The 14254-nt window shown below is 61.6% G+C and carries 16 protein-coding genes and 1 other RNA gene; 5 read left to right on the plus strand and 12 right to left on the minus strand.

The genetic code is table 11. The features are described from left to right. Window positions 1-40: 40 nt before the first annotated feature. The 11 genes from ABIE28_RS00950 to tkt form a co-directional block, all read right to left on the minus strand. A complete protein-coding gene (locus tag ABIE28_RS00950; RefSeq protein WP_354059269.1) occupies window positions 41-835 on the minus strand; it encodes an inositol monophosphatase family protein in 795 nt (264 codons plus the stop codon). Between the two features lie 3 nt (window positions 836-838). Further along, on the minus strand, window positions 839-1405 hold the full coding sequence (efp, locus tag ABIE28_RS00955) for an elongation factor P (protein WP_354066375.1): 567 nt from the start codon (window positions 1403-1405) through the stop codon (window positions 839-841). A gap of 122 nt (window positions 1406-1527) precedes the next feature. Further along, the gene (locus ABIE28_RS00960; RefSeq protein ID WP_354059270.1) at window positions 1528-2619 is read right to left on the minus strand and encodes a tetratricopeptide repeat protein; all 1092 of its coding nucleotides are present in this window, start codon (window positions 2617-2619) and stop codon (window positions 1528-1530) included. Continuing rightward, window positions 2616-3212, minus strand: coding sequence for a thiamine phosphate synthase (locus tag ABIE28_RS00965; protein ID WP_354059272.1), 597 nt, complete (start codon window positions 3210-3212; stop codon window positions 2616-2618). The genes ABIE28_RS00960 and ABIE28_RS00965 overlap by 4 nt, the downstream gene beginning before the upstream one ends. Window positions 3213-3369: 157 nt before the next feature. After that, the gene (locus tag ABIE28_RS00970) at window positions 3370-4398 is read right to left on the minus strand and encodes a class I fructose-bisphosphate aldolase (RefSeq protein ID WP_354059274.1); all 1029 of its coding nucleotides are present in this window, start codon (window positions 4396-4398) and stop codon (window positions 3370-3372) included. 97 nt (window positions 4399-4495) lie between these two features. Further along, the gene (locus ABIE28_RS00975) at window positions 4496-4960 is read right to left on the minus strand and encodes a VOC family protein (protein WP_354059276.1); all 465 of its coding nucleotides are present in this window, start codon (window positions 4958-4960) and stop codon (window positions 4496-4498) included. Between the two features lie 75 nt (window positions 4961-5035). Then, the gene (locus ABIE28_RS00980; RefSeq protein WP_354059278.1) at window positions 5036-6238 is read right to left on the minus strand and encodes a phosphoglycerate kinase; all 1203 of its coding nucleotides are present in this window, start codon (window positions 6236-6238) and stop codon (window positions 5036-5038) included. Window positions 6239-6649: 411 nt separating this feature from the next. Next, window positions 6650-7180 (minus strand): putative glycolipid-binding domain-containing protein, encoded by a 531-nt coding sequence (locus ABIE28_RS00985; RefSeq protein WP_354059280.1) that lies wholly within the window; start codon window positions 7178-7180, stop codon window positions 6650-6652. Window positions 7181-7310: 130 nt separating this feature from the next. Continuing rightward, the gene (locus ABIE28_RS00990; protein WP_354059281.1) at window positions 7311-7604 is read right to left on the minus strand and encodes a GIY-YIG nuclease family protein; all 294 of its coding nucleotides are present in this window, start codon (window positions 7602-7604) and stop codon (window positions 7311-7313) included. 124 nt (window positions 7605-7728) lie between these two features. Beyond that, window positions 7729-8736 (minus strand): type I glyceraldehyde-3-phosphate dehydrogenase, encoded by a 1008-nt coding sequence (gene gap, locus ABIE28_RS00995; protein ID WP_354059283.1) that lies wholly within the window; start codon window positions 8734-8736, stop codon window positions 7729-7731. Between the two features lie 48 nt (window positions 8737-8784). Beyond that, window positions 8785-10758: a transketolase gene (tkt, locus tag ABIE28_RS01000; RefSeq protein ID WP_354066376.1), complete on the minus strand. Its 1974-nt coding sequence runs from the start codon at window positions 10756-10758 to the stop codon at window positions 8785-8787. Window positions 10759-10965: 207 nt separating this feature from the next. Between tkt and ABIE28_RS01005 the strand changes: the two genes are divergently transcribed. Further along, complete coding sequence (locus ABIE28_RS01005; RefSeq protein ID WP_354059285.1) at window positions 10966-11253, plus strand: DUF4164 family protein; 288 nt, start codon at window positions 10966-10968, stop codon at window positions 11251-11253. A 4-nt stretch (window positions 11254-11257) separates the two neighbouring features. Beyond that, window positions 11258-11635, plus strand: a complete 378-nt coding sequence (locus ABIE28_RS01010) for a cell division protein ZapA (RefSeq protein WP_354059287.1) — start codon at window positions 11258-11260, stop codon at window positions 11633-11635. Window positions 11636-11655: 20 nt separating this feature from the next. On the opposite strand, the gene ABIE28_RS01015 is transcribed toward ABIE28_RS01010, so the two are convergent. Next, window positions 11656-13359 carry a cation:proton antiporter gene (locus ABIE28_RS01015; protein ID WP_354059289.1) on the minus strand — a complete coding sequence of 568 codons (1704 nt, stop codon included), beginning with the start codon at window positions 13357-13359 and terminating at the stop codon, window positions 11656-11658. 131 nt (window positions 13360-13490) lie between these two features. Here ABIE28_RS01015 and ABIE28_RS01020 point away from each other — a divergent pair, with 131 nt between their 5' ends. The 3 genes from ABIE28_RS01020 to ssrS all read left to right on the plus strand — a co-directional run bounded on the left by ABIE28_RS01020 (window position 13491) and on the right by ssrS (window position 14240). Beyond that, entirely contained in the window at window positions 13491-13754 is a 264-nt protein-coding gene (locus tag ABIE28_RS01020) for a type II toxin-antitoxin system ParD family antitoxin (RefSeq protein ID WP_354059291.1), read from the plus strand. Window positions 13755-13757: 3 nt separating this feature from the next. After that, window positions 13758-14045 (plus strand): type II toxin-antitoxin system RelE/ParE family toxin, encoded by a 288-nt coding sequence (locus tag ABIE28_RS01025; RefSeq protein WP_354059293.1) that lies wholly within the window; start codon window positions 13758-13760, stop codon window positions 14043-14045. Window positions 14046-14082: 37 nt separating this feature from the next. Further along, a non-coding RNA gene (gene ssrS / locus ABIE28_RS01030) (6S RNA) lies at window positions 14083-14240 on the plus strand. Window positions 14241-14254: the final 14 nt, after the last annotated feature.

Here is a 14254-nt window from a genome sequence, read left to right on the forward strand (position 1 = left end):
AATGTCGCTGGAGAGCTACATTGTGACCTGGTCAGTCGAGTTACTGAATCGGGCGCAGTTCCTTGAGCAGGGCTGGCTGCAGATATTCGTTGCCGGCAACGATCTGGCCGTTCCAGACCGAACCGGTCGTGCCGGCATAATCGGAAACGAAACCGCCGGCTTCCTTGACGGCGAGCAGGCCGGGCGCGACGTCCCATGGCGCCAATCCGGCTTCCCAGATCGCATCGTAGCGGCCGGCGGCGAGCCAGGCCATGTCCATCGAGATCGAGCCCGAGCGGCGGATGCCGGCGACCGCTGGCGTGATATGGGCCAGCTGGCGCAGCTGCAGGCCGTCATTGGACGTGCCCTGAGTCTTGATGCCGGTGCAGATCACGGCATCGGACAGCGAGCGACGACCGGCAACGCGCAGGCGCTTGCGGTCATTGAGCCAGGTGCCGCCACCTTTTTCGGCGGTGTAGAGTTCGTCGAGCACTGGATTGTAGATCACCGAGGCGACGATCTCGTTGGCGCGTTCAAGGGCGATGGCCACGGCAAAAAGCGGGATCGAGTGCAGGAAATTGGTGGTGCCATCGAGCGGGTCGATGATCCAGCGGTGCTGGCCGTCGGTGCCTTTTACCTCGCCGCCTTCTTCCATGAGGAAGGCATAGGTCGGACGCGCCTTGAGCAGTTCGTCATAGACGATCTGTTCGGCGCGCAGGTCGGCCTTGGAGACGAAATCGGCCGGGCCCTTGCGGGAAACCTGCAGGTTTTCGACTTCGTTGAAGTCCTTGGTCAGGGATTTGCCGGCCTTGATGGCGGCGCTGACCATGACATTGAGGATAGCTGAACGTGCCATGGTTTAGTCCGCCCGACGCATGTAAGTGGCTTCTGTGGTGTCGACGACGATGCGTTCGCCGACGGCGATGAATGGGGGCACCATGACCTTGAGGCCATTGCTGAGAATTGCCGGCTTGAACTGGCTGGAAACGCTCTGGCCCTTCTGCACCGGATCAACTTCGGTGACTTCGAGCACGACGTTGGCTGGGAACTTGATGCCCAGTGGGGTTTCTTCGTGCATTTCGAGCGTGATCTTCATGCCGTCCTGCAGGAACGCGGCGCGTTCGCCGACGAAGTCCTTGGGCAGTTCGACCTGCTCGTAGGTGTTCTGGTCCATGAAGACGAGGTTGTCGCCCTGCTCATAGAGATAGGTGAAATCGCGGAATTCGAGCTCGACGGTCTCGACGGTCTCAGCGGACCGGAAACGTTCGTTGAGCTTGGTGCCGCCGAGGATGGCCTTGAGTTCGACCTGGGCATAGGCGCCGCCCTTGCCGGGCTTGACGTGATCGACCTTTACCGCGACCCACAAACGGTCCTGGTGATTGACGACGTTGCCGGGGCGGATTTCGTTGCCGTTGATCTTGGCCATGCGGGTTTTGCTTTCGGGTACCGAATTGTCGGTCAAGGCCTACGCGCCGGATGCGGCGGGCCGATGATGATGGATTGAGCTGAAGGAGCGTGGCGGCTTATTGCCCCAGAACGCCCGTTGGTTCAAGGGTCTTGCGGTTCGGGCGGCGCGGTGGAGGCTGGCGCTTCGCCGCTATCGGTTGGTGCGGGCAGCACAGGGCCGCCGACCTGAGGGGTGGTCGGGATTTCAAGAACTGTCTCGATGCGGGGCGGTGTCGAGGGCCAGAAGCGGGCGCGTTCTTCGGCGCGGGCAAGCTGGGCAGGCGGAATAGAAATCAGCAAACGATCCAGCGATGGGTCCGACAGGCCCTGGCGGCGGGCAAGGGCGCGCCACATCGCCGCTTCTTCGAGATCGAGCGACACGCCTTCGCCGACGGCGAGCAGCTTGGCATAGCGGTTCTGGGCCACGGCATTGCCGGATTCGGCGGCGCGCAAATACCAGAGGGCAGCCGTTGCGACGTCCTGATCGACGCCCTGACCAAGATAGAGCAGGGTGGCATAGTCGATCTGTGCGGCGACAAGGCCCTGCTGCGCGGCAAGCTTGAGATAGCCAGCACCGGCGGCAACGTCAGGCGCAACGCCGGCGCCTTCGATCAGCATGCTGGCATAGTCGTACTGCGCTTCGGGCAGTTCGGCGTCGGCGGCTTCCTTCATCAGGCCAGCGGCGGTCACAAGGCTTGGCGTGGCGTAGATGCCCTCAACATGGAGCAGGGCCATGTTGTATTTGGCGGGGATATAGCCGGCGGCGGCGGCCTTGTTGAACAGGTCAGCGGCGCGGGCACGGTTTTTCGGCACGCCGATGCCGTCCTGATAATAGAGCGCCAGCTCGAACGTTGCGAGGCGATCGCCGCCATTGGCAGCAAGCTGATACCAGCCTGCGGCGCGCTGATCGTTCTGTGCAACGCCGAGGCCCTTGGCGTAGATCTCGGCGATCAGGGTCTGGGCGGCGGCGTCGCCTTTTTCGGCACGTGGCAGGGCAAATTCGAGGGCGGTCAGGAAATAGCCGCGCTGGAAGGCGCCAAAGGCGTAGTCGCTGGGGACGCGTGGCCCAAAGATCTGGTCGGAAATGGCATCAGCCGGTGCAGCCGCAGGAGGGGTGGCGGGCTCCGCTTCCTGTGCGAAGGCGCAGACGGGCGTGAAAGCAATGAGTGCGGTCAGCAGGAGACGGCGCATCATGCGTTTTCTCCAAGGCTGGCAACGATCGCTGCGACAGCCTGAGCGGGATTGGCAGCCGACCAGACGCTGTCGGAGAGCGCGAAGAATTCAGCACCGCGTGCGTCGACTGTGTCGGCGGCCGGCTGGCTCAGAACGGCTGGAATTTCAAAGGTCTCTGCCCACCACTGGCCAAGATCGGCGGCTGTTGCATCGTCGACGCCATCGAGGGGACCAAAAAACACGTAGTCGATGTCCATTTCGCCAGCGGTCATCGCATCGTGGCGCGACGGCACATTGGCAGCGCCGACGATCATGGCGGGCTTAAGCGCGGCGATGGCAGTCTTGATCGCGGCCGGGCCCTTGGTGATGTGGACGCCATCGGCGCCGAGGCGCTTGGTCAGCGCGATATCGTCTTCGATCAGCACGGCGCAGCCGGCGCCCTGGCCGACATTGACGATGGCGGCTGCGAGACGGCCATAGGCGGCGTCATCCATCGCGCCGCGGCTGACCAGCAGCGCGGAGAATTCGGCAGCGTTGAGCACAGCCATCAGGGTGGCGGGAAAGCTCTCCGGCTCGGCATTGGCAGGTGTAATCAGATAAAGCTGGGGGGCCATGGCTTCCGGTACTCGACGCGAACTACTCTTCTTGTCTGCCTATTTTGGCGAAAAGAGGAAGGCCATCCAATAGGCGATGGCCGGAGCGGGCGCAAAGAAAATGCGCGCCACCGGGGGGAGGCGCGCATTTGTCGTCAATTTGAAGCGGTCGACGGCCTTAAGCGGCGCGGTCGAGCGCGTTGTTCCAGGTGCCCAGAGCGGCCAACGAGTTCATATGGGCGCGGTGGGTGAAGGCGGCCTGTGCCTGCGGGAAGTTCTCGCGACGACCGGCCCAGGTGCGCAGGGCAACGTTTTGCAGGGCGCGGCCATAGGAGAAGGTCAGTGGCCAAGGCTTGCCGCCGATCTGGTTCATGGCGGAGAGATGGGCGGTGGCTTCTTCGTCGGTCTGGCCGCCCGACAGGAAGGCAATGCCGGGAACGGCGGCTGGCACATGCTCGCGCAGCACTTCGACAGTGCGGCGGGCGACGTCTTCGACCGTCGGCCGATCGCGCGAATTGATGCCGGGCAGGACCATGTTTGGCTTGAGCAGCATGCCCGAGAGGTCAACGCCGGCCAGACGCAGTTCCTTGAAGACGTTTTCCAGCACTTCGCCGGTCACTTGGGCGCAACGCTCCAGCGAGTGATTGCCGGGTTCGCCATCGCCAACCACTTCGGGCTCGACGACAGGCACAATGCCAGCTTCCTGGCAGAGAATGGCGTAGCGGGCCAGCGAGTGGGCATTGGCGCGGATATTGTTGCGGGTCGGGGCGACGTCATTGATGGTGATCACGGCGCGCCACTTGGCAAAGCCGGCGCCAAGATCGGCGTAGCGCACGAGGCGCTGGCGCAGGCCATCGAGGCCTTCGGTGATCTTTTCACCGCTATCGCCGGGCATCGGGAACGCGCCGCGGTCGACCTTGATGCCGGGGATAACGTCGGCATCGGCAAGGATCGAACGGAATGCAGTGCCGTCGGCAGCCGATTGTTCCAGCGTTTCTTCAGTCAGGATGACGCCGGAAATGTAGTTTTTCATTGCATTGGTCGAGCGAAACAGCATTTCGCGGTAATCGCGACGCAGATCGAGCGAGTTGGGGAGGTTAATCTTGGCGAACCGCTTGGCAATTGTGCCCTCGGATTCGTCAGCAGCCAGAATGCCCTTGCCGGGCTCCATGAGTTTCTGGGCAACAGCATTGAGCGACTTCGTCATGAATACCTCAGCAGTTTGGGTTGCTTTAAGTATTATACTTTGGTTAGGCCGATATCGATTAGACCTGTGGTTATGCGACTAAAGTTAGAGCCGCATTCTAGGCCGCTTCAAGTGCCGCGATATCGAGTTTTTTCATTTCCAGCATGACTTCGAGGACCCGTTTGGCACGGGCTCGATCGGGGCTGGCGATCAGCTCGATCAGCCGCTTGGGGACGATCTGCCAGGAGACGCCAAAGCGGTCCTTGGCCCAGCCACATTGCTCGGCCTCGGGAACGGCCGAAAGCGCCTGCCAATAGCGGTCGACCTCTGCCTGATCGTCGCAGAGCAGTTGCAGCGAAATGGCTTCATTGAACTTGAAATAGTCGCCGCCATTGAGGGCGGTATAGGCTTTGCCGGCGAGCGTAAACTCCACCGTCAGCACCTCGCCCTCTTTGACTGAGGGGTTATCAGCGGGCGAAAGAACGCGCTGGTTGATGCGGCTATCGGGGATCAGCTCCGTGTAAAAACGGGCCATTTCCTCGGCATTGTTATTGCACCATAGGCACGGCGTTATCTTGTCCATCACATACCTCCGCCACTGTGGGTGGAGGTAAACGCGGCACGACGAAAAGCGTTCGCCGTGCTGCGTGTTCGTTGCTTATTTCTTGAGGGCTTCGACGCCGGGCAGGGGCTTGCCTTCCATCCATTCGAGGAACGCGCCGCCAGCCGTCGAAACATAGGTCAGGGCGTCCTTGACGCCGGCATGGGCCAGCGCGCCAACGGTGTCGCCGCCACCAGCGACCGAGACCAGCTTGCCGTCATGGGTGCGCTTGGCGACATGCTTGGCAATGGCGACGGTACCCGCATCGAACGGGTTCATTTCAAAAGCGCCGACCGGGCCATTCCAGACCACGGTATTGGCATCGTCGATGGCGCCCAGAATGCGCTCGACCGAGGATGGGCCGATGTCGAGGATCATGCCATCGGGGTCGATGGCGTCGACGCCGTAGAGGCGGGTCGGGGTGTCGGCCTTGAAGTGCCAGGCGACGACCGCGTCGATCGGCAGGATGATGGCGCAGCCGCTATCGACGGCCTTTTCCATGATGCGGATGGCGGTTTCGGCGAGGTCTTTTTCGCATAGCGACTTGCCGACGCTGACGCCCTGCGCATGCAGGAAGGTATTGGCCATGCCGCCGCCGATGACGAGCGCATCGACCTTGGTGACGAGGTTTTCGAGCAGGTCGATCTTGGACGACACCTTGGCGCCGCCAACGATGGCAACGACCGGCTTCTTGGGCTTGCCGAGGCCGGATTCGAGCGCTTCGAGTTCGGCCTGCATAGCAAGGCCGGCAGCTGCCGGCAGCAGGTGGGCCAAAGCTTCGGTCGAAGCATGAGCGCGATGGGCGGCGGAGAAGGCGTCGTTGACATAAACGTCGCCGAGGCTTGCCATGCGCTTGGCCAGTTCAACATCATTGGCTTCTTCGCCGGGATGGAAACGGGTGTTTTCCATGATCAGCACCGAGCCAGCCGGCGCATCGTCGATGGCCTGCCTGGCAGCGGTCACATCGGTCCAGTCGGTGGAGACAAAGCCAACCGGATGGCCGGTTTCATTGGCGACGGCGGCGCAGACCTGTTCCAGCGAGAATTCAGGATCGACCTTGCCCTTTGGACGGCCGAAATGGCTGAGCAGGATCACCTTGGCATCGTGCTTGACGATGACGCGAATAGTGGGGACCAGCCGCTCGATGCGGGTGGCATCGGTCACCTTGCCGTCAGCGACCGGCACGTTGAGATCGGCCCGGAGCAGCACACGCTTGTTGTTCAGGTCAAGCTCGTCGAGGGTCTTGAAGGTTGCGGACATGCTGGAGTCTCCCAAGGCTGGATCGTGGCCCTTCGCGTAGCAGAGCGGCGGCGAGGGGGGAAGCGCAGCGATGAAGAATCGTTGGGCAGTCGTGAGAAAGTGCCGCCCGGCCCTTTGGCGTCGCGGTTTCACTGTAACGGGCGGCCGTTGGACCTGAAAAGTCAGTAGAGTGGCCCAAGGGCCGCCCGTCACGATCCGCTCTTTGGGCGAGGTCCGGTTCAGGCGGTACCATTCTTGCAGGTCCGGCTGCCGAGTTTCCAACCCCACTGGACAGGCGCCCCCATCCCACGGTCTCCCCGCCCGGCCCTGCGTCGGGGCCGCGTGATGGCGGGAATGGGCACATTGTGCGGCAGGTTTGCGGGGCGGGGATAACTATATCGAAATCTCGCAAAACCATCCGGGAACAGCGGTTCAGGAGCGGACGAACACGCCCGGATAGTCCTCCACCAGCAGATCCGCATCGACTTCGAGCACGCGTTCGAAATCGGCGGACTGGAAGCGGAAGTGGGTTGCGTCGAGCTGGGTGTAGATCTGTTCGCTGCGGCGGACCGCCATTGCGTCGGCATCGATCCAGGCCATGGCGAAGCGTTGCGGCTGGTTGAGTGCCCAGTCGCAGCGCCACAGCGGCAGCGAATTGGTCAGGGGCGTTGGCCAGATGTCGATATCGATGCAGCCGCGCAGGTCTGAAAGCGGCTCGGCGCGATCATCGGACCAGTTGCCGGCGCCATCGGAGAACAGTTCAAGCACCGCGCCATCAGTGCGTTCGAGTTTGACGGTGCGGACGTGCTCGGTGTCATCCAGCTTGATGCGGTAGTAGAGGCCATAGGTGGGCGTGATGATCGTGCCGCGAATACGGGTGTCGCGTTCGGTCGAGATGACGTGGCAGTGCTCGATTGTGGCTGGGTCCAGGCCTTGCCAGCGTATGGATCGGTCAAGGCTCATTTTCGGTTTCTCTTGCCGATTTTGTTTGAAGATGGATCACCCGGACAAGCCGGGTGATGACGATGTCCGGAGAATAATGCGACCCAAATTGTCCAACCACCGTCATTGCCCGGCTCGTCCGGGCAATCCATCACTGGGCATCCAACAACCACGAACCAACATCCTGCCACTCCGGATTGACCGCTTCGATCAGGTTGATCTTCCACTGCCGCGGATATTTCTTGATCGCCTTTTCGCGCCGGATCGCATCGATAACCAGATCATGCTCCTCGATCCAGACAAGCGTCTTAACCCCGTATCGCGCGGTAAACCCTGGGGTAAGCGCATGCTGGTGCTCAAACCAGCGCCGCGACGGATTGGACGTTACACCAGTATAGAGCGTGCCGTTCTTTTTCGACGCAAGGATGTAGACGTAGCCCTTCATGTCCCCAAACATGGCGCGAAATGGATCACCCGGACAAGCCGGGTGATGACGATGTCGGGGAAATAATGCGACCCAAACAAAAAAGGCGCCCGAAGGCGCCTTTCGTGTCGAGTGTTTTGCAGGCTTAGAGCGTCTTGCCCAGCGCGACGGCTGTGTCGGCCATGCGGTTGGAGAAGCCCCATTCGTTGTCGTACCAGGACAGGATCGACACGAAATTGCCGCCCATCACCTTGGTCTGATCGAAGGCCATGGTCGAGGAATGGGGGTCGTGGTTGAAGTCGATCGAGACGTTTGGCTGGGTCGTGTAGTTCAGCACGCCCTTGAGTTCGCCATCGGCGTATTTCTTGATCGCGGCGTTGATCTCGTCTGCGGTCACATCGCGCTTGGAGATGAACTTGAAGTCGACGCAGGAAACGTTTGGCGTTGGCACGCGGATCGAAACGCCGTCCAGCTTGCCCTTGAGCTCGGGCAGCACCAGGCCAATGGCCTTGGCAGCGCCGGTCGAGGTCGGGATCTGGCTCAGGGCTGCAGCGCGGCCGCGATAGAGATCCTTGTGCATGGTGTCGAGCGTTGGCTGGTCACCGGTATAGGAATGGATGGTCGTCATCATGCCCTTTTCGATGCCGAATTCCTTGTGCAGGACATAGGCAACGGGGGCCAGGCAGTTGGTGGTGCACGACGCGTTGGAAACAACGACGTGGTCCTTGCTCAGCTGGGCGTGGTTGATGCCGTAAACGACGGTCAGGTCAGCGCCATCGCCGGGAGCCGAAATCAGCACCTTCTTGGCACCAGCCTTGAGGTGGGCCGAAGCCTTTTCCTTGGAGGTGAAGATGCCGGTGCATTCGAGCGCGATGTCGACATTCATGGCGGCATGCGGCAGCTCGGCAGGATCGCGCACAGCGGTCACCTTGATCGGACCACGGCCGACATTGATGGTGTCGCCTTCGACGGTCACGGTGCCGTTGAAACGGCCGTGCACGCTGTCGAAGCGGAACAGATGGGCATTGGTCTCGACCGGGCCCAGGTCGTTGATCGCCACGACTTCGATGTCGGTGCGGCCGGATTCAATGATGGCGCGCAGGACGTTACGGCCGATGCGGCCAAAGCCGTTAATGGCGACGCGGATTGCCATAGTTAGACGCTCCTAAGGAGGGAGGTGGAAAGGGAGAGCGAGGCTCTCTTACAACTGTGCGGTGACGGCTTCAACAACGGCCTTAGGCGTAATGCCAAAGTGCGCGTAGAGCTCGTCGATCGGGCCCGATGCGCCAAAGCCGTGCATGCCGACAAAGCGACCCTTGTCACCCAGCAGCTTGTTCCAGCTCATTTCCGTACCGGCCTCGATGGCCACGCGAGCCTTGGCAGTGCCCAGAACTTCGGCGCGGTAGGCGTCGGACTGCTTGGCAAAGAGCTCCATGGATGGAACCGAGACGACGCGGGCGCTGATGCCCTTTTCGGCCAGCAGCTTCATGCCTTCGAGCGCGATGGCGACTTCCGAACCGGTGGCGAAGATGATCGCCTGGGCGTCGAGTTCACCGGCAAGGGTATAGGCGCCCTTGGCCGACAGGTTTTCCGTCGTGTGCTGCGTGCGCACGGTCGGCAGGTTCTGGCGCGAGAGCGCGAGGATGGACGGCGCGCTGTCGCTTTCCATCGCGAGCTGCCAGCATTCCGCGGTTTCCACTGCGTCAGCAGGACGGAACACCAGCAGGTTTGGAATGGCGCGCAGGGCGGACATGTGTTCGACCGGCTGATGGGTCGGGCCGTCTTCGCCCAGACCGATGGAGTCGTGGGTCATCACATAGATGACGCGCTGGTGCATCAGGGCCGAGAGGCGGATGGCGGGGCGGGCATAGTCGGTGAAGCACATGAACGTGCCGCCGTAGGGGATCAGGCCGCCATGAAGGGCGATGCCGTTCATGGCCGCAGCCATGCCCTGCTCGCGGATGCCGTACATCATGTAGCGGCCGGAATAGTTATCCGCCTGGAAGGGCAGGGTTTCCTTGGTGTTGGTCAGGTTCGAGCCGGTGAGATCGGCCGAGCCGCCCTGTGTCTCGGGGACAATGGCGTTGATGACTTCGAGTGCCATCTGGCTGGCCTTGCGGCTGGCAACATTTGGCTTATCGGCGCTGAGCTTCTGCTTGTAGTCGTTGATGGCATTGGCAAAGCCAGCTGGCAGCTCGCCTGCCGTGCGGCGCTCAAACTCGGCCTTGTTGGCCGAAGCGGCCAGACGGGACTGCCATTCGCCACGCACGTTCTGCGAGCGGCGGCCAGCAGCGCGCCAGGCTTCCAGCGTATCGGCTGGGATTTCGAAGGCAGGATAGGTGATGCCGAGAGCGGCCTTGGCACCGGCCAGTTCTTCGGCGCCGAGCGGGGAGCCATGCACCTTGTTGGTGCCGGCCTTCTTGGGCGCACCAAAGCCGATGGTGGTCTTGGCAGCGATCAGGGTTGGCTTGTCGGACTTCTTGGAGTCGAGCAGCGCCTTTTCGATGGCGGCCTGGTCATGGCCGTCTATCTCGATGGTGTTCCAGCCCGATGCCTTGAAGCGGGCGATCTGGTCAGTGCTGTCGGAGTTGGACACCGCGCCATCGATGGTGATGTTGTTGTTGTCCCAGATCAGGGTCAGCTTGTGCAGCTTGAGGTGACCGGCAAGCGCGATGGCTTCCTGGGAAATGCCTTCCATAAGGCAACCGTCACCGGCGAGGCACCAGGTATGGTGATCGACAATGTCGGAACCGAACTCGGCAGCCAGCTTGGCTTCAGCAACAGCCATGCCCACAGCATTGCCCACGCCCTGGCCAAGCGGGCCAGTGGTGGTTTCGATGCCCTGTGCATAGCCGTATTCTGGATGGCCGGCGGTCTTGGAGCCGAGCTGGCGGAAATTTTTGACCTGCTCGATGGTCATGTCCTCGTAGCCCAGCAGATAGAGCGAGGAGTAGAGCAGCATCGAGCCGTGGCCGGCCGAAAGGACGAAGCGATCGCGGTCAGCCCACTTGCTGTCTGCGGGGTCGAACTTCATCACCTTGGTGAACAGCACGGTCGCGATATCCGCGCAGCCCATGGGCAGGCCCGGATGACCCGAATTGGCCTTCTCGACGGCGTCCATGGACAGAGAGCGGATCGCATTGGCCAGTTCGTTCTGCTGGGCGGTATTTGTCATCGGTTTCACGCTTTCATCCGGCTGAAAATCTGGGGAGAAGAGGGTCATGAAGCCTCCTCCCAAAGGCGGGTTCGAGGCATAACAGGTTCGCCTATTGTGTCAATGACAAGGCTGGTGCAACGGGTTGGCTAGACCGTTGCATTGGCGGGCAGGGTGATGCAGGCTTACAAGGGCCGGAATCGCCGTGGGCTGAGGACCGTAGTGGCAATGACTGAGACGGAACTTGAAGACGGATTGAACGCCGCCAATGCGCGCTTTGACCGCGCCATGGCGCGGCTGGATCAAAGTGTCCGCAATCTGGAAACACGACTGCGTCAGCATCACCGCATTGAAGTGGACACCCAGCGGCTCGTGCATGAGCGATCGCGGCTGGCCACGGAACTCGACAAGACGGCTGCCCGGGCCAAGCGTCTCGACGATGGTGCCCATGAAGTGTCGCGCCGTCTGGTCGATGCCATGGAAACAGTGCGCGCCGTATTGGCGAAGGCGGAGTAGGCCGATGCCGGAAGTCAATGTCGATATCAATGGCCGCAAATATCGCATGGCCTGCGAAGAGGGCCAGCAAAAGCATCTGATCGGGTTGGCTGAGCGGTTCAACAAGCAGGTCGAGGCGCTCAAGGGCGCGGTGGGCGAAATCGGCGACAACCGGTTGACCGTGATGGCAGGCATTGCCGTGGTCGATGAACTGTCCGAGGCCGAGCGTCGTATCAAGGCGCTTGAAAAGGAAGTCGTGGTGCTGACGCGCGCCGGGCAGGAAGTTGCCGCCGAGATCGAAATGCTCGAGGAAAAATTCGCCTCCAAGCTCAGCGATGCAGCCAAGGCGCTGGAAAGCGTTGCGGGGGCGCTCGATGACGCAGCGCCGATGGCCAGCCGGTAGGCGCTTCTTCGCCCTGACGATCAGACCGTCCTGTCGCGCGTATCCATAAAAGCCTGTTCCAGATCCATGTGTTCGAGCACGTCGCGCAGCACGGTTTCGTCCAGTTCACGCGCGTCGCGCGCAGCGATCAACCGTTTGCGCTTGGCCGCCAGCAGGGTTTTGCTCAGCTCAAATGCCTCGTCCTGATCGAAGTTTCGACCGGTATGTTCGGCTTCGGTGGTCAGCTTGTTGCGACGGGCCATGACTTCGGCGACGCGGCGCGCCGTCGGGGTGTCGTTGGCCTCGCGATATTCCGCCAGCGCCTGTGCGGTGGCCTCATTGGCCAGCTTGCGCGCCAGGTCTTCCTGATCGGCGAGGTATTTTTCGGCGCGTGGATCGTTGAGGTCGAGGTGCTTGATCAGCCAAGGCAGGCTTAGCCCCTGGATCAGCAGCGTCGCGATGGTGACCAGAAAGGCGATGGCGAGGATCGCCTCGCGCCCCGGAAAGTCGAGGCCAGTGGCGGTAACGGCGGGCACACCGGCTGCGGCGGCAAGGGTCACCACGCCCCGCATGCCGGTCCAGGACAGGACGACGTTTTCTTTCCAGCTTAGTGGGCGTTGCGGTGGTTCGAGTTGTGGACGACGACGCGCAGGCGCGTCGGGCCGGTCGGCGCGGGCCGTTCTGCCTCGGCGCTCGAAAGGGTCGTCGCCCCGTGCAAGGGCGGCCTTGTATTCAACCCAGCGTCTCTGGGTGGCGCGGTATCGCCAGCGTCCCACCAATGCAGTGCCGAACACCCAGATGAAGCGGACGGCGACCGTCGCGAGAAACACAGCCGTCGCTGCGAATAGGAGGGTTGGCAGGTCGATGCCGGCTTCTTCGGCGTCGGTGATGACGAAGCGCAGCTGCAGGCCGATATAGGCGAAAACGAAGGTTTCGAGCAGGGTATCGGCCGTGCGCCAGAACTCGCGTTCCTGCATGCGCTCTTCGTAGCCAGATTCCACCGCATGATGGCCGATGGCAAAGCCGGCGGTGACCACGGCGAGCACGCCCGAGGCGTGCAGTTCTTCCGCAACCAGATAGGCAGCGAAGGGCACGATGACCGAGACGACCGTCGAGAGCGACGGATTGCCCAACCGGCGGCGAACAAACTGGGCGAAATTGCCGATGATCAGCCCGAGCAGCACGCCGACGACGGAGGAATAGAGGAAATAGATCGGCAGGTTGTCGATAAAGGCATGGGTGCCAGCGACAGCGGCAACGGCGGCGGCAAAGATGGTCAGCGCTGCCGCATCATTGATCAGGCTTTCGCCCTTGAGCACGGTCATCAGGCCGGTCGGCAGGCCCGCCTTGCGGCCAATGGTGATAGCGGTGACGGCATCAGGCGGCGCCAGCACTGCGGCCAGCACCAGCGCAGCGGGCAGGGTCAGTTCCGGCACGACCCCGGCAGCGACAACGCCGACCGCTGCGGTGGCCGCAAAAACCATGAACACGCCCAGATTGACGATCGAACCCAGCCGTCGCGCAAAGCTGGTAAACGAAAAATCGCTCGCCGCCGAAAACAGCATAGGTGGCAGCACGATGCCCAGAATGATCTCGGGCTCAAGCTCCAGCCTTGGAACGCCGGGAATGAACGATGCCGCAAGTCCCACCATGGCCACCAGAATGGCCGGCTGAATGTTGCGACGCTCGGCAAAAGCGGAAATGGCAATGGCGGCAATAATGACGATGAGGATATGCGCGAACATGGGGCGTCCTGCGAAAGCGGGATAATAGTGCTTTGCGCCGCGCCGAACGGCAAGATGAGAATATAGATGTGACGTTGGCAAAGATTGCCAAAAGTGGTAAAGGTCAGGGATTGAACAAGTGGAGACTGGCCATGGCCACGATGAATGTTTCCCTCCCCGACGCCATGAAGCAATGGGTCGAAGATCAGGTCGCAACCGGCCGCTACGGCAATAGCAGCGACTATGTGCGCGACCTGGTACGCCGCGATCAGGAGCGGGCCGAGGCGCGCGAAAAACTACAGCAGATGGTGGATGAGGCTTTAGCGAGCGGCCGGGTCGAGATGAACCGCGAGCAATTGCTGGAGCGGATGCGCCTTAAGGCCAGGGAAGCCGTCGAACAAAAGAAAAGCGCATAGGAATTGGCGTGGCTACTGACATCTACAGCCATTGCCGACCTTGACGGTGTCGCCAGAGACGGCGCCCTGCGATTTGGATTTGTACAGTCTGAAGCCTATGAGCGCGAACTGGTCGGAATGTTCGATACGCTAGCGGCGATGCCCTATCTGGCCGTCGAACGCCAAGCCTCTCAAAGTGTTGTCCGCCTGATGCCCAGCGGCGCTCACAATATCCTCTATGTCGTTGAGAACGAGGACGTCGTGATTCTACGGGTCCTGCATGGTCTGCAAAACTGGTTCGATCTCCTCTAACTCACCCTTTGCATGGCCGATCAAAACGCCTATATCTCCATGGCTGCCCGGTGCGTGAGGATAACCATATCCCCGGGGCCTTAATCGATCTCTAGGGAGCTGTCCCTGACCGGGCCCGTGGGCTCGGACATACGGCGCCCACCTACGTAAGTAGGTTCCCGGGATCGCATATCCCACGGCCAGGGTGGCACCTTATTTTCGAGCAGGTA

Origin of the sequence: Devosia sp. 2618, from assembly GCF_040546815.1 — a bacterium.
In the GTDB taxonomy this organism is placed as follows: Bacteria; Pseudomonadota; Alphaproteobacteria; order Rhizobiales; family Devosiaceae; genus Devosia.

Bases quoted from the DNA above. Each gene is read 5' to 3' on its own strand.
- ABIE28_RS00950 (WP_354059269.1), bottom strand. From the start codon at position 835: ATGGCACGTTCAGCTATCCTCAATGTCATGGTCAGCGCCGCCATCAAG.
- efp (WP_354066375.1), bottom strand. From the start codon at position 1,405: ATGGCCAAGATCAACGGCAACGAAATCCGCCCCGGCAACGTCGTCAAT.
- ABIE28_RS00960 (WP_354059270.1), bottom strand. From the start codon at position 2,619: ATGATGCGCCGTCTCCTGCTGACCGCACTCATTGCTTTCACGCCCGTC.
- ABIE28_RS00965 (WP_354059272.1), bottom strand. From the start codon at position 3,212: ATGGCCCCCCAGCTTTATCTGATTACACCTGCCAATGCCGAGCCGGAG.
- ABIE28_RS00970 (WP_354059274.1), bottom strand. From the start codon at position 4,398: ATGACGAAGTCGCTCAATGCTGTTGCCCAGAAACTCATGGAGCCCGGC.
- ABIE28_RS00975 (WP_354059276.1), bottom strand. From the start codon at position 4,960: ATGGACAAGATAACGCCGTGCCTATGGTGCAATAACAATGCCGAGGAA.
- ABIE28_RS00980 (WP_354059278.1), bottom strand. From the start codon at position 6,238: ATGTCCGCAACCTTCAAGACCCTCGACGAGCTTGACCTGAACAACAAG.
- ABIE28_RS00985 (WP_354059280.1), bottom strand. From the start codon at position 7,180: ATGAGCCTTGACCGATCCATACGCTGGCAAGGCCTGGACCCAGCCACA.
- ABIE28_RS00990 (WP_354059281.1), bottom strand. From the start codon at position 7,604: ATGAAGGGCTACGTCTACATCCTTGCGTCGAAAAAGAACGGCACGCTC.
- gap (WP_354059283.1), bottom strand. From the start codon at position 8,736: ATGGCAATCCGCGTCGCCATTAACGGCTTTGGCCGCATCGGCCGTAAC.
- tkt (WP_354066376.1), bottom strand. From the start codon at position 10,758: ATGACAAATACCGCCCAGCAGAACGAACTGGCCAATGCGATCCGCTCT.
- ABIE28_RS01005 (WP_354059285.1), top strand. From the start codon at position 10,966: ATGACTGAGACGGAACTTGAAGACGGATTGAACGCCGCCAATGCGCGC.
- ABIE28_RS01010 (WP_354059287.1), top strand. From the start codon at position 11,258: ATGCCGGAAGTCAATGTCGATATCAATGGCCGCAAATATCGCATGGCC.
- ABIE28_RS01015 (WP_354059289.1), bottom strand. From the start codon at position 13,359: ATGTTCGCGCATATCCTCATCGTCATTATTGCCGCCATTGCCATTTCC.
- ABIE28_RS01020 (WP_354059291.1), top strand. From the start codon at position 13,491: ATGGCCACGATGAATGTTTCCCTCCCCGACGCCATGAAGCAATGGGTC.